General features: G+C 40.6%; 12 protein-coding genes. 4 read left to right on the top strand and 8 right to left on the bottom strand.

The features are described 5' to 3' along the window. Positions 1 to 34: 34 nt before the first annotated feature. Positions 35 to 4,810 (bottom strand): DUF5979 domain-containing protein, encoded by a 4,776-nt coding sequence (locus ABFV83_RS10195; RefSeq protein WP_349948746.1) that lies wholly within the window; start codon positions 4,808 to 4,810, stop codon positions 35 to 37. Between the two features lie 317 nt (positions 4,811 to 5,127). Between ABFV83_RS10195 and ABFV83_RS10190 the strand changes: the two genes are divergently transcribed. The 3 genes from ABFV83_RS10190 to ABFV83_RS10180 all read left to right on the top strand — a co-directional run bounded on the left by ABFV83_RS10190 (position 5,128) and on the right by ABFV83_RS10180 (position 7,506). Beyond that, positions 5,128 to 5,292, top strand: a complete 165-nt coding sequence (locus tag ABFV83_RS10190) for a hypothetical protein (protein ID WP_349948745.1) — start codon at positions 5,128 to 5,130, stop codon at positions 5,290 to 5,292. A 433-nt stretch (positions 5,293 to 5,725) separates the two neighbouring features. Further along, positions 5,726 to 6,031: a hypothetical protein gene (locus ABFV83_RS10185; protein ID WP_349948744.1), complete on the top strand. Its 306-nt coding sequence runs from the start codon at positions 5,726 to 5,728 to the stop codon at positions 6,029 to 6,031. A 59-nt stretch (positions 6,032 to 6,090) separates the two neighbouring features. Further along, on the top strand, positions 6,091 to 7,506 hold the full coding sequence (locus ABFV83_RS10180; RefSeq protein ID WP_349948743.1) for a hypothetical protein: 1,416 nt from the start codon (positions 6,091 to 6,093) through the stop codon (positions 7,504 to 7,506). Between the two features lie 149 nt (positions 7,507 to 7,655). On the opposite strand, the gene ABFV83_RS10175 is transcribed toward ABFV83_RS10180, so the two are convergent. The 3 genes from ABFV83_RS10175 to ABFV83_RS10165 all read right to left on the bottom strand — a co-directional run bounded on the left by ABFV83_RS10175 (position 7,656) and on the right by ABFV83_RS10165 (position 10,623). Continuing rightward, positions 7,656 to 7,826, bottom strand: a complete 171-nt coding sequence (locus ABFV83_RS10175; RefSeq protein WP_349948907.1) for a hypothetical protein — start codon at positions 7,824 to 7,826, stop codon at positions 7,656 to 7,658. 184 nt (positions 7,827 to 8,010) lie between these two features. Next, positions 8,011 to 8,964 (bottom strand): (4Fe-4S)-binding protein, encoded by a 954-nt coding sequence (locus tag ABFV83_RS10170; RefSeq protein ID WP_349948742.1) that lies wholly within the window; start codon positions 8,962 to 8,964, stop codon positions 8,011 to 8,013. 33 nt (positions 8,965 to 8,997) lie between these two features. Beyond that, entirely contained in the window at positions 8,998 to 10,623 is a 1,626-nt protein-coding gene (locus ABFV83_RS10165; protein ID WP_349948741.1) for an FAD-dependent oxidoreductase, read from the bottom strand. A gap of 129 nt (positions 10,624 to 10,752) precedes the next feature. On the opposite strand from ABFV83_RS10165, the gene ABFV83_RS10160 reads away from it, so the two are divergent. Beyond that, positions 10,753 to 11,655, top strand: a complete 903-nt coding sequence (locus ABFV83_RS10160) for a LysR family transcriptional regulator (protein WP_349948740.1) — start codon at positions 10,753 to 10,755, stop codon at positions 11,653 to 11,655. Between the two features lie 358 nt (positions 11,656 to 12,013). On the opposite strand, the gene ABFV83_RS10155 is transcribed toward ABFV83_RS10160, so the two are convergent. The 4 genes from ABFV83_RS10155 to ABFV83_RS10140 form a co-directional block, all read right to left on the bottom strand. Next, complete coding sequence (locus tag ABFV83_RS10155; protein ID WP_349948739.1) at positions 12,014 to 13,825, bottom strand: FtsX-like permease family protein; 1,812 nt, start codon at positions 13,823 to 13,825, stop codon at positions 12,014 to 12,016. Further along, positions 13,822 to 14,505, bottom strand: coding sequence for an ABC transporter ATP-binding protein (locus ABFV83_RS10150; protein ID WP_349948738.1), 684 nt, complete (start codon positions 14,503 to 14,505; stop codon positions 13,822 to 13,824). The genes ABFV83_RS10155 and ABFV83_RS10150 overlap by 4 nt, the downstream gene beginning before the upstream one ends. A 72-nt stretch (positions 14,506 to 14,577) precedes the next feature. Beyond that, a complete protein-coding gene (locus ABFV83_RS10145) occupies positions 14,578 to 15,615 on the bottom strand; it encodes a HAMP domain-containing sensor histidine kinase (RefSeq protein WP_349948737.1) in 1,038 nt (345 codons plus the stop codon). 8 nt (positions 15,616 to 15,623) lie between these two features. Continuing rightward, a complete protein-coding gene (locus ABFV83_RS10140) occupies positions 15,624 to 16,310 on the bottom strand; it encodes a response regulator transcription factor (protein ID WP_349948736.1) in 687 nt (228 codons plus the stop codon). Between the last annotated feature and the right edge of the window lie 19 nt (positions 16,311 to 16,329).

Below are 16,329 nucleotides of genomic sequence, written 5' to 3'. Positions count from 1 at the left end.
CTTGACTGTTCCTGCAGCGCAGCATCTTCAGCAGTTACTTATTAAAATGTTTTCTCCACAATATGCTCGAAGAGGTCAGGCCTAAAAGCGCCGAAATGATAAGAAAACCGTAAATTATGATATCATCGGACATGTCATCGCCGGTCTTTGGGAGGCCCATCGGATGAAGCATTCCATTCGAACCTACCATATAGCCAAGAGGTACTTCGCCAAAAATATCATACAGCTCCTGGGGGGTCAGTTCTTCCCTGGGCTTTGCATTGCCCGTTGGTGTCCCTGGTTCGGCAGGATTTGCGGGGTCTGGCTGTGCAGGATCTGGTTGTCTGGGCTTTACGGAAGGTGTTTTTCCGCCGCTGCCACCGCTGCCGCCAGAACTGGTGGGTCTACGGTACGTATTGGTAAATGCAGCAGTTGATGTTTCCAGTGTTCGGATTGTGCCGGTGTCACCCGTTTGGGTGGCAGTGTATCTTTGAGAGGAATCGCTAGCCTCTGTCACCTGATATTCAGTTTTGTCAGGCAGTCCGCTGATGGTGATGCTTTCCCCGTCGGCCAGAGAAATCTTATCCCCGCTCTTGATCGTTCCATCTGGAACACCTTTTCCTGTATAGGAATAGATACCACTTGCTTTAAAGGTCACTGTAAAGTCAAACTTCTTTTTGATATCAGCTCCGCTGCCTGCAACCGTCTTACTGATGGTCAGGCTTCCAGGTAAGATCTTTGTGTTGACGAAGGCTGCTATCTGCTCCTCATCTGTCTTAATAGTGCCGGACGAACTTGTAGAGGCAGTAGAAAATCCGTTTGCGGAATAATCTTTTTCGGTTACAGTATAGTCTGTGTCCCTGGGAAGTCCGGTTATGGTGGCGCTTTGCCCATCAGAGAGAGAAATCGTACCACCGCTCTTGATTTGTTTCGTCAGAGTATTTCCTGTAATGGTGTAGTTGTAGGAGCTGTCATCAAGTGCGCCGTTCGGTGCTGTGAAGGTAACAAGGAACTCAAATGGACCGGTTTCCTTGCTGTTTCCTGCAACCGTTTTTTTGATGACCAGACTTCCAGGTTTGAATTTTGTATTGGTAAAGGCAGCTACCTGTATTGCGCCGGTTACGATAGTGCCGGATGCGTCTGTATAGGAAGTTAGATATCCATCAGCGGTATAGTCTGCTTCAGTAACAGTATAGACCGTGTTCTCTGGAAGTCCGGTTACAGTGATGCTCTGTCCGTCAGTGAGATAGATCAGATCCCCGCTCTTAATAAATCTGTTTGGAACTCCATTCCCGATACAGAAATAATCGTTGCTGTCACCACCCAGATCCAATTTGAATTCGAAGGTCCTGGTCCTGTCATCGGCATTTCCCACAACTTTTTTCGTGATGGTCAGGCTGCCCACATTTCCGCCAGTGCCGTTCGGATAATTTTTCACTGTAAGTGTATTGGAATTATCACCGGTTTTACCGCCGATAGAGGTGATGATTTTATTATCTGATCCCTTAGAGACGATTACTGCGTACGTATTTTCATCAGGATCATAGTTAGCTGGAGCCGCCGTTTCTTTTAATGTATAGGTTCCAACGGGTATTGCCTTCAACTTGAGTGTACCGTCGGCAGCCGTCACACCCTGGCGGATCACAGTTGTACTGTCCTGTGCATACAGGGTAAATTGCGCGTCTTTGAGATGAATCGCAGAGTTAGTGCCATCCACTTTGGTTATGGTTAAGCTCCCTCCCCGTTCAAGGGTCGCCCAGCCGCTCTGATAAGAGACATTGCGCTCTTGTCCGGTGCTTGCTCCACCTGCTTCGCTGCCTACAAGCTTTACGGAATTGTTGACCTTACCGCTTGATTCAAGGGTGATGTCGGTCACATAGGTAAGGCGATACGCTTGTTTCACATCAGGAACTGTAAAGGTAAGAGTACGGGCTGCGGCACTGTAAGAGATATAGCTGACAGGATTAACTGTTTCAGCAGTTTCTGTCAAGTTTCCACCGGCTCCAACCTCCATTTTGATAATATGTATCTTGTCCCACACGGGGGTGCCTGCAGAATCAATAGGCAGTTCTAATCCCTCGGACATCGTGTCTTCAATTTTCACATCAGTAAGACTTAAGTCAAAAGGATTGTAATCCACAGTCCATGTCAAGGCTGCTTTTGTACTGTCAAAATCAAATGTTTTGTCCAGAACTCTGGTAACAATTTTGATATCCTGCGTGTCAGTTACAGTATGCGTCCACTTTGCGGCGCTCAGTGTTACCGTATTACGGTCTATCTTAGATGGATGATTCAACTGTAAATATTCTTCATAGGCTTTGTCGGTGAGAGAGGCCTTTACAAGGATGACATAAGGCTTTTTAAGCTCAGTAAAAACAAAGGAAGCATTAGCGCCAGCAGCATCATTGGAATCTGTAAAGTTCGGTGTGATTCCGATTGTGTCGGTCACGTCTTTTACTGCCTCCACCTGTCCCTCCACCGTCTTACCCTCAAAAATCTTGTAGAAGGTCTTATCAAATACCCAACCATTGGGCAGAGTATCTGTAATCGTAACAGCACCGCTGTCAAATCCGTTGACATCGGTAAAATCCAGGCCATCGGCGTTGACGCTCAGACGGAAAATTGCTGTTTTTGTCTTGTGATCAAAACCTGAGTCTGTATCGCCAATGTTTCCGCCATTGACGCTGTCAGCACTGTTTCCATCCAAACCGCGCTTAAGAAGGTTCTTTTTGAGAATATTACTTTTAATATCCACTGTTGCAGCAGCAGAGTTTAATTGATTTGTATTACGAAATAGCGAGGCGGTATTTTGTACATTTTTTGTTCCGTTGCTGGCAAAGATAGCCGGGTTAATCACCTGTGAATTAAAAGTGAAGCTGCTCTTTGCACTTTTATGGACGGATACCTCCAGCAGGTCGGCAATAGGGGTGTTACTGCTGTCCCTGATCTTATAGACCGTGACCAGAGCCGATTCCGGTGAGAGGCTTCCATCAATATATTTCTGATTGAATTGCGGTGTAAAGTTTTCTGGACCTAAGCCGTTCGGCCAGCCAGAACTCCCGCTCAAACCAGATTTGTCCTCTCCATAAACCAGCAGATCGTATACCTTTAGTCCTTCATTCATGGAGTCAAGGTCTTGTCCCCTTGGGTCAACCGTTACGGTCCATGTAACTTTGCAGTAGGAACTGTCGCTGTCTAAGGTGCCTGCTTTCGTAATGGGGTTATAACCAACACCTACCTTCACGTTACCGGTACCAATCTCTGTGCCGCCTGGTACGCCTGTCCATGTGATCGTGGCTTTATTATTATACTCTTTTACATTTGAAACGGCACCGCTGGTATCATCCGGTACCTTAGTTTTAACCATCAGCCTGATCGCAGTGTGAATATCGCCAATGGTGATCGTTCCTTCTGCATCAGGAGTGAGAAAACCTTGCGTTTCCCAGCCGCCCGATCCATCGGGAATGAACCATTCTACCGAATGAAGGGTCTGGCCGTTATCTGTAATATCAGTAATTACAACATTTTTTAAATCTGCTTCCCGTTGGTTGGCAAGGATCTCCCATTCAATGGTGCGGCCAGTGGGATTATAACGATCTTCGTTACTATCATTTGTCTTAACATGTCTTTTGGTGATCCACTTTTTTTCAAGTTTGACAATATCAGAACCTTCATCTACGGATTTGCCGGAGGAATCTAATAGTTGGGCCTTATTCCTGATGGAAGGCTCACTATTGGAGAAAAGGTCGGACGGTAAGATTGATGTCTTGAAGGTTACGGTCTGCGGTGATATAGAGCCGCTTGGGAATAGATAAGTCAGGGGAGATAAATCCGTGGGTGCCTTAAATTCATTGCTTACATTTAAGGAACCTGATACATAGGCCCCCACATTGGCTAAATTGTCACTGAACTTATAGCCCTCTAGATCGATGGGATTTCCGTCCTGTGATGCAGTAATTACAACCTTCCACTCCACAGCCTGTTCGTTCCAGTTCACAGTCCCTTTTTTGCTTACATGATAAAGAATTTTTGCGGCAGGGACTGTGACAAAAAAGGTCTTGTCTAAGATTTTGATTACTTTTTTGCCATTTTCGGTTTCGGCATTGCTTTCGTCGTATGTAATTTTCGCATCGAAGCCGGCTTCAATGTTAAATACAGGATTCTCCTCATCGTCAATGCTGTCATCCCAGTCAAAGAGAATCTGTGCAATTACTTTGCCTTCCGCATTGGTCATCATTTTCACATGTCCGATAACAGTACCATCAGATGCTTTCAGCGCCGATTCTGCCGGAGTTACTGTAAATCCGCTGCCCAGTTCTATGGTTGCAGTATCGTTCTTGCTGACATAGAAAGGCGGTACAGGATTATCATTTATTACCGGTACTTTTATCTTAAACTTAATATTAATAATGTCAGTATTTAAGATTGTGTCGCCATCCTTGAGCAGGGTATTGTTCTTCTTCGCTTCAATTTCAGGTTCCAGTATTGTTGGGTCAATCGTCTGAGGTCCCGCGTTACCAGGCGCGGTGGCCGGCAGAAGACTCACGCTGGAAGGTGTGGCTTTTGGCGCACCGGATGATCCATTACCGGAACCCGCTGGATCCCTGCCTGCATTGGAAGGAGTTCCTGTGGGGTCTTGGGTTTTCTCATGATCGGCATCCATCGGATCCCGGTCTGCATTGGAAGGTGTACCTGTGTTTTGGCTGATTATGTGTTCCCCTGCGGAAATCAGATCTTCAGCCCATACGGTGTTGAGCGGCAAAAACACGTTCAGCACCATCATTAGTACCAACAGCCAGCTTACCAGCCGTCTTTGTTTTCTTATTTTCAATCTCATTCCTCCTTTTGTTACTGCCTTTCATCTAATTTCAGGCATTTGCCTGAGAATTACGGCTTTCTATTTGTAGTAATTCATCCGCTGATCCGACTTTAGCGTAAAGAATCCTATGAAGATTATATAAAGTTGCGTTACCTGATGCTTGAAAGTTTTTATAAAAAGTTACAGGAAATTAGACAAAAAAGAAAAAATGGGTAACATTATTTTCCAAAACAGGAAAAGATGAGATAAAAGGTTACACTGAAATAGACAAAAAAGAAAAACCATGTTACAATGCTAGTTCAGAATATGGAATAGTGGGGAAGCAAGAGATGAAAACCGGTAAATTGCTGGAAGAGCTGATCGAAATTGCACAGTCTCCGAAAACAGACTTTGCTATCAGCATGAATATGACTCCGAGCGGACTAAGTAAGATTTTAAAAGGAAGAAGGCTGCCTTTTTTGCCGAAGTTCTGTATGGCCCAGGCTGTTATTTGAAATTTATACAAATCTTTCCGGTCCTATATAATTTCAGCTCCAGATATGAACTGGAAATACATGTTCTGTGTTCTTGTTTCTGACCACATGAAGAACAATCATGAGAATCCCCTGTAGTTTTACAGTACTATTCCTTTTTTTGACCATTCATACTCTGATATTTTCCAAAGAATAAAAATATCAAACGCATGAAAGACGGAGAGAGCTGCTTTTAATCACTTTTTTGATATGCCCTCGATGGAGGTGTCGGCCAGCAATGATAAAATCGATCTTCTTTCCGCCATCGTCAGGGCACAAGAGAAGGTTATCTGAATGCATTCTTTAACTCACTTGTAAAAAAAGATGCCAAGAGAATAAGCTATAGCGGAAGAGAAGCAGCAGCGGCCTTAGAGGCTGATCCATCGATTATCTACCTGAGGAGCGAATGCCATATTTGCAAAGGTTTCACTCCTTTATAAACGAAAAAAGTTCTGACAAAGTCATGATTGTAAACAGTGAACAGCCGAAAGCGGCAGTATTCTGTCTGCAGGGTCTAAATCTGATCTATACGATTGATCATGATTACAAGACTGAAAAAATCCATTGCTTTGAAACGGATTTATTTAATGATATTTTAAGAAGGGAAACATCAGAACGCACGATGAAGCTACTGGATTTCAGCTCTGACTTATGGCTGGCTTATCTTGATGAGATGTCCAGAAATTTTGGCGGTTCTGCTCTCGGAATCTCTAAAACTTAGATTGACTGGTTTTTGGATTCCCTTTTATTTTCCCAATATGAGACAGTGGAGAGAAGGAAATGAAAACCGGTAAATTACTAGAGGAATTGATTGATATCGCGCAGATGCCGAAAACAGATTTTGCAATCAGCATGAACATGACTCCAAGCGGATTAAGTAAGATCCTGAAAGGTGGCAGGCTGCCTTTGTTAAAGGAAAAAAGGGAATTCTGCAAGAAGGCTGCTGCTTATTTTGCCGATGCCTTATATGATCATAGCTGTTATTTAAAACTCATTCATATTTATCCGGTCATATACGACTTCAACTCCAGATATGAACTGGAAAGGTTCCTGTCCTATGCCATAGAATATGCTCTTGATGAAGATTTTGACGAGGAGAGCAATGGAAATCTTAGTTTTCGTAACAGGAAATCAAGTTTTATGGGAAATAAGACCATCTTAAACATGCTATGCGTGTTTATTTCTGGTTATATCATGGACAATCCTGACATTCCTCTGGAATTTTGCAGTACCATTCCTTTATTTGACCAGGCTTATTCTGATATTTTCCCAAGAATAAAGCTATCAAGATTGCGGAGGGGGGAAAGAGCTGCATTTAACCACTTTTTTTATATGCCCGAAATTGAAGCATCTTCCGGTGATCCTAATACAGTCCTCCTTTCCTCCATCGCCAAGGCACAGGATTATATGGATTTGAATTTATGGGAAATCACAGAGAACATGAATTGCTCCTTTTTATTTTTAAAGGGGCAATTTCTTCTGCTTTTCAGCCTGCCGTTAGATCGGCTGCCCCTTATGACCTTTGTCACCGATAAAGGCTATTTGAACCTGTTTTCAGATTCACTTGCAAAGAAGGAGGCGAAAAAAATAAGCTATAGCGGGAGAGAAGCAGCAGCGCTTTTAGAGGAAGATCCTTCTCTTCTAACCCGGCTTATGGAACGGCATGTGGAGGCTGTCTATAACTTTATCCCCATAGGGTATTTAATCGGGAAAAAGGATTTGGAACCTATAAAAGGCAGAGATATCTCAAAAAGGGCCATTTTGGAGTTTTTTCATAGAGTCCTGGACAGGGATCCTCTTTTTTTCATGGCAGTCAATGCAATGTTTGAGTTTTGTGCGGTAGGAAAAGCCATTGTACCCTTCTTCGGTACCATCGATTTTTCGCCAAAAGAACGCATCCAATACCTGCAAAGATTTAATGCCTTAATGAACAACAAAAGTACTGATAAAATCAAAGCCTTAAATGGTGAACAACCGAAAGCTACAGTTATCTGTCTGCAGGGGATGAATCTGGTCTACACCATTGATCATGATTATAAGGATGAAAAAATCCATTTCTTTGAATCGGATCTGTTTCAAAAAAATCTGAGCAAGGAGATAGAAGACAGTACGATAAAAGTACTGGAGTTCAGCCCTGATTTATGGCAGGCTTATCTCAATGAGGTGTCTAAGAATCTTGACCAGAGAGATTTATGAAGTAAATAAAAGATAGAATGCGTAAAAGAAAAGCTCTTTTTGAAGGTGAGAATGAATGGCCTTCGGAGGGCTTTTTTGAAACGCATGGAAAAACGTATAAAATATGCTGCAATGGCAGAAACGGCAAAAGGAAGTTTTAGCGGATAACGTTATACAATAGGGGAAGGCATGCCTGACAGAATATTTGCTGCAGTGAGAATGGACAATATTCCCGATACTACTGTAAAGGATAAGCACATATTTATAATGATTAAAGGAAGCGCCTTCGCACCAAATCCTAAGATTTGAGCAAAATTAAGTGTTCCACCTGCTAGGAGGATACCTAAGTTTAAACACTTTTTACCTGCAAAAGTTGTACCTTTTTTTTAGTTTTTGTCTACGCTAGGTAAGATTTTTTCTTCATCATTTGTAATGTCCCCTCAAATGTAGTTAAATTTTTAACAATACAGCCCGAAATAATAACCGATAGAGCGTTTACTCTATTCGGTTATTATAAAGCTTATATTAACAAGTTGCGCCGCCTGCTAAGTGGAGCTTAGCGTCTAAGATTTCCTGTTTGCGGTCTAGTAAATTATTCGTGTATAACTGAGCCTGAACATTTTCGAAACCAATACGAGAAATTGTATCGGATAAACGCTCTCCGGTCTGTCCTTGTTCTCTATAGAGAAGAATTGTTTTTTCAATGATTGCTAGTGCTTCCTCTTTGCTGGTGATTACACGATCTAGAGAAATTCCGTGTGCTACTTTTTTGCCCCATCTGCCACCTATGTAAATCTTGTATCCGTTTATGCCATCTTCGATGCAATCAAAATGACATTTACCGACACAACGGCCACAGTTGTTACAGACATCTTTATCAATCGTAGGAACCCCATCTTCTAACGTTGCAGCAGCCATAGGACAGGATTCTACAACAGAACATTTTTTACATGCATTACAATTATCTTCATCATAGTTAGGAATTAATTGACCGATAATGCCTAAGTCATTTAAATTTGGTTTTACACAGTTATTAGGACAGCCACCTACTGCAATTTTAAATTTATGAGGTAATTTTACGTTTGCATAGCCATTATAGAAACGTTCGTGAATTTCTTCTGAAAGTGCAAATGTATCAATAAGACCATATTGGCAAGTGGTTCCTTTGCAAGATACAACCGGGCGTACTTTTGAACCGGTACCACCGGTAACAAGTCCTTCCTTTGCAATATATTCACGGAACATCTCTATGTTATCGTAATGAACGCCTTGGCATTCAAGTGTTAATCTTGTTGTCATAGTAACGATACCGTTACCATAAATTTCAGATGCCTCAGATAAGCATTTGTTCTGGGCTGCAGTAATTTTACCATTGACAGTAATAATTCTTGCTGAAAAGTTATCAGTTCCCCTGTTTCTAAGAAAACCAAGGGCCTTTACTCTTTTTTCATCTTCTGCAGTTACTTTTAATTGTGTCATGTTTTTCCCTCCATAAAATTAGTTGACTGCTATCTATAACTCAATTGAATTAAATATAGATCCACCTTCAAGAACTAAAGTATTTGTATATCCGAAGTGTTTCAGGCGATTTTGTAATAAATAGGCTCTTTTACCTTTGGAACAGACCAGTAATAGTTTATCATCCAATGAATAGTCCGCGACTTTGCCGGTAACCTTTGTTAAATCCATATAAGGAGCACCTGTAATGGATGGGGAAATAGAGGCATCAATTAATTTGTAACCTTCAGCCTTACCAGCTTTGTAATCTGTTGGAGTGATACTATTAAATGCACCACTTATTTTATTTAAAAGAACATTCACCGTATGGGATAATGGATGAATTGCTGTGGAGAATGGAGGTGCATACGCTAAATCCATGTTCTCGATATCTTCTAAAGTTGCCTTCATCGTAAGAGCTGTAACTGCGATATCAATCATTTTATCGATGCTGCCTTTACCTATTACTTGAAGACCTAATAATCTCTTTTTAGTTTTATCAGCAATCATTTTTACTATAAAATAAGATGCCTGTGGGTAGTAGTGTGCTTTATCATCCACAACAGTAACAACACTAACAGCATCATAACCGGCCGCAATAGCCCCTGCTTCTGTTAAACCAGTTCTTCCGACATTAAGTTCAGGTAATTTGCAAACACCGGTGCCAAGTACACCGCGATAGGATGTGCGGCTTCCGGCTATGTTTCTTGCAGCAATACGTCCTTCAATATTAGCGGATGAACCCATAGGGGACCAGGCGCTTTCTTTGGTCAATGCATTGGATACGCAAGCACAGTCACCGACTGCATAGATATCAGGATCGTTTGTCATAAGAAATTCATTTACCTTGATTGTCTGATTTTTCATTAATTCCAGACCAGTGTTTACAGCAAAGGATGTGTTAGCACGAATACCCATTGCAAGAATTACTGCATCACATTTGATAGCACGTTTTCCGGTTTGAACTTTCTCAACTTTCTCTTCACCTAGAATTGCTTCTAATCTGGTATTAGTCATTGCCATAATACTATGGTCAGCCAAATGATTTTCAATATACTCTGCAAATTCAGGGTCAAAACCAGGTAAGATGTGATCAGCCATATCCAGTACAGTTACGCGTACACCTTGGAGGCTTAAGTTCTCAGCAACTTCAAGGCCAATAAAACCACCGCCTACAACGACTGCACGTTTGATCTTTCCTGCTTCTACTGCTTCGCGAAGACCAATGGCATCTTCAGGAGTTCTCATGAAATATACGCCATCTAATGTAACCCCCTCGATCGTTGGTTTCATTGGGCTTGCTCCGGAAGCGATCACTAACTTGTCATAGGAATATGTAGAAATTTCGTTCGTTGCCAGGTTCTTTGCTTCTACAGTTTTTTGATCCCGGTTCATTTTGATAACTTCAGTCTCAGTCAATACTGTGACACCAGTTAACGCTGAAAAACTAGCTGGTGTGTTGACTATTAATTGCTCCCGTTGCTCGATTACGTTACCAACATAGTAAGGCAACCCACAACCAGCGTAGGAGATATCCTTGCTTTTGGTTAAAATCGTTACGTCATAGTCGCGATTTTCACGTTTTAACTTTGCTGCAACTTTAGTACCTGCGGCAACACCGCCAATAATTAAAATCTTCACAGCTACACCCCTTTGTTTATTTTTTAACATATGTTTAATATAGCACTTGTTTTAATATAATAAAAGTGATAATATCTTATCCAAGTCATAGGTAAAACCTATGATAGAAAATAAAATAGAGGTGATTCCATGACGATACGCCATTTAAGAATATTTAACGAAGTAGCACAAAGTGGAAAGATGAGCATTGCTGCAGCTAAGTTTTATGTATCCCAGCCAACCGTAAGTCAAGCAATTAAGGAGTTAGAAGATCATTATGGGACGCTATTGTTTGAACGGTTATCGAAGAAACTATATATAACAGAAAAGGGAAGACAGTTGCTTTCATATTCTAAGCAGGTGGTAGAACAATTTGATTATTTGGAAAGTAAAATGTTTGAAACAACAGGGTATCAAAAGCTTAAAGTTGGTTCAACGATTACAGTAGGAAGCTGTCTTACAAGTGATATATTGAATTCATACCAAGAATTAAATGACAAAGTTGAAATCTATTCCTACATAAACAATACACATCATATTGAAGAGAAGATATTGAATTCTGAGTTAGATATTGGTCTCGTAGAGGGCAGAGTGAAGAGTCCGGATTTAGTGACGATACCTGCTGTAGATGATTACTTGGTTTTAGTATGTAGTGCTAATCACCCATTTGCAAAGAAAAAGAGCTTTACATCTAAGGATCTGGCCGGAGAAAAATTTGTAATGCGAGAAGAAGGCAGTGGGACACGAGAGCTATTTGAAAACTATTTAAAAGAACAGGGTGTATCCATAAATATCAGCATGGTTGCAAATTGTCCAACAGCAATAATCCGATCTGTGATTGATAATCATTGCCTGGCTGTACTTTCAATTAGACTTGCAAAAGAGCAGATTGAAAATGGCAGGATCGTTGTAATTAAGAATAGAGATACTACATGGAACCGCTCCTTTAGTATTGTATATCATAAAAACAAATTTATATCAAAGCAAATGGAAGAATTTATTGATCTGGTTAAAAAATATAAGTATGCAGAAATCTTCGATCATTTATTGTAGTGATATAGGTAAATCTTATGATTATCTTAGAAGATTATTATTTGTATCAATATAGGTGCTGTGTTATGTTAAAAGTAACGACACTTGCCCAAATTATAGACCGCAAGGAAAGAGCAGAAATAGTTGAGGAACAATTAGCATTACGCTTAAGAGGTGAGATTAGATGATGGAAGGAAAAGTGTGGTTAGTTGGCGCAGGCCATCGGATCGCGGATTGCTTACGATAAAGGAAATTTTGCTTAAAAAAGAAAAACAGCGGCTTTGATTGTTATTTCAAAACCGCCGTAAAAATTTAAGTGCGTGAAAATATGTCTGCTACACGACGTTTTTTCTTTTACCGTCGTGCGGCAGATGATTCTTTATAACTCATTGATTGTTTCCGTTACTGATATATTCCGAATCCTTCTTGAAGGAGCATAAACAGCAACAATAGCAGCAGCCACTACAAACAGAAGTATTATCGTTAGAGGAACAATAGGTACACTCCAAATGGCGTAGCTAAAATGGGCAGTAATAAGCGTGTCATATAAGAATTTACTAATTAACAGCCCGACAACACAACCAACAATACAGCCAGATGAAGCATAGGTAAATGCTTCGGCAGCTATCATTTTTGTTATCTGCCGTTCAGCCATACCAACTGCCCGCATTGCTCCGTATTGTTTTATTCTTGCAGATACACTCATGGAAATGCTGTTCATAATATTTAATACCGTAACCAAAGTAATAATTGCCAAAAAGCCATAAACAAACAGAAGAAAAGCAATATAGGTACTTGTAGTACGCTGGTCACGCCTGTCACCAAATGTATAATTGTCATCTGCGATGTTCCGAATTGCTTCTATATCTTCGTCCGTTGCGTTTTTCGCTGTTTGTATCATAACAAGCGAATAATCGCTTATACCCGTTAGACGTGCAAAGGTTTCTCCCGAAGTAATGAGCGTGATTTTTCCGTTTGTACTGCCATCACTATTGAAAGGGTCATATTTCAGCATACCTGCAATTTCAAGTTCTTCCTCGCCTACCTGTATTTTATCGCCTATCTCTAAGAGACTGTCTTTATCCCAAGTTGCAAGGACGTAATGGCTGCCACCATATACTTTTGAAATTTCACTGCCTTTTCTAAGCTCTTTATCTTTAATAAGGCAATCTAAATCAAAATCATCATAGGAAATCAAATCAACCGTATTGGGCTGCGTGCCGTCTTTATTTGTTTCTGCCGAAATATCGAAACAACTTCTACGACCAAAAACACATTTTACGCCATCCATATTTCTAAGCGTATCAAGCAACACACTGTCTACCGAATTAGAACCGTCACTACTTGAAATGTTAATGTCAGAAGCATTCGATGTTTGGGGCATAAGGTAACCGATAAAGTCTATGAAAACTGTAAAACTCAAAAAAAGGATAATGCTAAGTGCAAAGGAACCTGTCATAAGTATCAAGTTTTTCTTGACGGATATTGCGTGATGAATACCAAGAGCGGTTTCAATCTTAAAAAAACCACAACTGACTGGATTATGAATATTATTTCCATTTTCAGAATTGCCCGATACCGCCGCTACAGGTGACACCTTTGCAGCTCGTTTTGCCGGAGAACTGGCAGCAATGAGAACCGTAACAACACCTACAACAATCCCGCTGATAATTCCTGTTGGGCTAATTCCAAAAAGAGAAATATCAGCAAATTCTCCACCTACCAGAAACCTTAACGCAGCACACAAGCCCCAAGTGATTACGATTCCAAGTATAAGACCTATTGGAACCGCAGTTTTGCACCAGTTGAGAGCTTCCAGTCTTACAAAACGGATTATTTGCTGCCTGCTCATTCCGATACAACGCATCATTCCGAAAAATTTTGTCCTTTGGGCGACATTGCTGTTTATGCTGCTTGAAATCATCAGCACGCCTGCAATCAGTATCAGAAAAAACAGCACCGCAGCAATCCCATATAATGTCTGTGCCGCCGGACTACTGCTCATTCCTTGAAGTACTATGTCACCATGCTTTTTTAATAGTCTGGCTTTTTCCATTCTGACGCCCATGTCTGCCATACTGAAAACAGCCGTTACCAAAAACACAGCAAAGATAATACATAAGAGTGTCATGCGGTTCTGCCGTTTATGTACTTTTGCGGAAATCGGGATAAGGCTAAGATAGCTTTTCATTCGCTGCACCTCCCGAAATCGGTCAGTACACCGTCGGATACTTGCAGTATTCGGTCTGCAGTTTGGGAGATACTTCGGCTGTGGGTAATCATAACAATAGTTTGCTCATACTTTCTTGCAGCTTCTTTTAGCAGAGCGATTACTTCGCTGCTGTTTTGTGTATCCAGATTACCCGTTGGCTCGTCGGCAAGGATGAGTGCCGGGCGGGTAATTAAGGCACGTCCAATCGCCACACGCTGTTGCTGTCCACCAGATAATTGATTTGGTAAATGGTGGCGGCGTTCTTTTAAATTAAGCACCGTAAGTAATTCTTCCAGATATTTTTTGTTGGGCTTTTGGTAATCAAGTAATACAGGGAATATGATATTTTGTTCAACGGTCAATTCTGGAATCAGATTAAAGCTCTGAAAAATAAATCCAATATTCCTGCGCCGAAAGATTGTTAAGCTACTGTCTTTCATTGCAAAAATATCTTTACCGTCAATAAATACATTGCCGGAAGTGGGCGTATCAAGTGCACCTATCATATTAAGAAGTGTACTTTTACCAGAGCCGGATTCACCAACGATTGCGACAAACTCGCCTTTCGGAACGGAAAAGCTGGCGTCTTTTAATGCGTGTACTGCGGCTTCACCGCAGCCATAAGTTTTAGAAATTGATTTAACTTCTAATAAGTTCATAGATGAAACACCTCTTTTTCTGTGGATATTCATAGATTATCACGTCGATCTTACTGTCAGATGACACGCAGCCTACAATTTTGTAGGAATTAAGAAATTGATTGTAAAAGTTGTGCCGATACCTAAATCGCTGTCAACTTCAATCGTACCACTATGTGCTTCAATAATAGATTTTGCAAGAGGCAAGCCAAGTCCAATACCTTGCGTATCTTTTGAAAAACGACTGCGATAAAATCTTTTGAAAATGTGGTGTAAATCTTCCGAGTGGATACCGCTTCCGCTATCTTTTATGAGGATTTGAACAACTGACCCAAATTGTTTCCATTCAATATAGATAGCATTTCCTTGTTTGGTATGGTCAAAAGCGTTTTTAACGATATTACTCATTGCTTCAATCAGCCAACTACGGTCACATAATAACGAAATGGTATCATCTCCAGACAAATGTAATTTCTTTTCCTCCTGCTCGGCACGATAGTAAAAGTGTTTTTCAATACAATTCATCATTTCAGATATGTTTTCTATAGATTTTTCTATTATAATTGTTCCTGCATCAAGCTTTGTGATTTTCAAGAGGTTTTGTACAAGCATTTCTATTCTGTCAAGTTCCTGCTCTGAAAGAACAGTAAACTCCATAATTGTCGGTAAATTCTTTGCTTCCTCCTGCATGATACCGTTATAAACATTAAGAGCAGCAAGAGGAGTTTTTAACTGATGGGAAATATCCGATATGGTATCTTTCAAGAACCTTTTCGCTTTTCCCTCATTTTCGGCGTGGGCGTTCAAAATAGAAACCAAGGCATTTACTTCATGGAATAGCCTGTATAGCTCGCCCTCATCATCACATTCGATACGAGCGCCTTGATTTCCAGAAATATAATCTTTGATTTGCATTACGGCATTTTCCATAATTTTATTCTGTTCCTTGAAGTACCAGTATCCGACAGCCAATATTGAAGCCCCCATGCCAAATGAACATATCAGTGTATATAGAATTGCATTTTCAAGCTTTAAGGCTACAATAGCAACGGAAAGCAACGAAAATATCATTATGAACATCAGTGCCCAACAAAAAAGCATTTTAATTTTTCTGTTTGTCAGTATTTTCATCAAGCACCTCAATCAACAGTATTCCACTTATAGCCCATGCGTCGAACCGTTATGATTTTTTGAGGTTGGCTGGGATTGTCCTCAATTTTTGTACGCAGCCTGCGTATATAAACGGTAAGAGTGTTGTGATCTATATAGTTTTCGTTGCAATCCCATAGTTTGCTTAAAATCTGTTCCGGCGAAAGGACTAAATCGGGATTCTCCATAAACAGGCATAACAGTTTATACTCACTTGCGGTTAAGTCGAGCTGCTCTTCATTTTTATGGACTTCTCTTTTTAACCGTTGAACTTTTATTCCATTGGAATTTAATTCTGCGTCAGGTTGATTAAAATTATCACTTCTGCGAAGCAGTGCATTTATTCTTGAAAGAAGCACTGCCAGTTTGAAAGGTTTTGTAATGTAGTCGTCGCCGCCTATATCCAAGCCCATTATAATTTCTGTTTCTTCATCAGCCGCAGTAAGAAACATAATGGGTATCTTTGATGTTTTACGAATTTTTTTGCATATATCGTAGCCGGAGCCGTCGGGAAGCGACACGTCCAAAATTACCAAATCGTATTTTCCATTTATCCATAATGTTTCTGCTTCAAGGCATGTTCGGGCAATATCTATTTCATATCCTTGTTTTTTTATGGCAAAAGATAAGCCACTAATTAAACTCAAATCATCTTCAACAAAGAAAATATGCTTCATTTTTTTCGCCGTCCTTTAT

The organism is Lacrimispora sp. BS-2, from assembly GCF_040207125.1.
Lineage (GTDB): Bacteria > Bacillota > Clostridia > Lachnospirales > Lachnospiraceae > Lacrimispora.
Note: the sequence above shows the minus strand (reverse complement) of the source record. Positions and strands in the feature narration are given on the sequence as shown.

Excerpts from the sequence above, each read along its gene's own strand:
- ABFV83_RS10190 (WP_349948745.1), top strand. The coding sequence starts at position 5,128 with ATGAAAACCGGTAAATTGCTGGAAGAGCTGATCGAAATTGCACAGTCT.
- ABFV83_RS10180 (WP_349948743.1), top strand. The coding sequence starts at position 6,091 with ATGAAAACCGGTAAATTACTAGAGGAATTGATTGATATCGCGCAGATG.
- ABFV83_RS10155 (WP_349948739.1), bottom strand. The coding sequence starts at position 13,825 with ATGAAAAGCTATCTTAGCCTTATCCCGATTTCCGCAAAAGTACATAAA.
- ABFV83_RS10170 (WP_349948742.1), bottom strand. The coding sequence starts at position 8,964 with ATGACACAATTAAAAGTAACTGCAGAAGATGAAAAAAGAGTAAAGGCC.
- ABFV83_RS10145 (WP_349948737.1), bottom strand. The coding sequence starts at position 15,615 with ATGAAAATACTGACAAACAGAAAAATTAAAATGCTTTTTTGTTGGGCA.
- ABFV83_RS10150 (WP_349948738.1), bottom strand. The coding sequence starts at position 14,505 with ATGAACTTATTAGAAGTTAAATCAATTTCTAAAACTTATGGCTGCGGT.
- ABFV83_RS10160 (WP_349948740.1), top strand. The coding sequence starts at position 10,753 with ATGACGATACGCCATTTAAGAATATTTAACGAAGTAGCACAAAGTGGA.
- ABFV83_RS10140 (WP_349948736.1), bottom strand. The coding sequence starts at position 16,310 with ATGAAGCATATTTTCTTTGTTGAAGATGATTTGAGTTTAATTAGTGGC.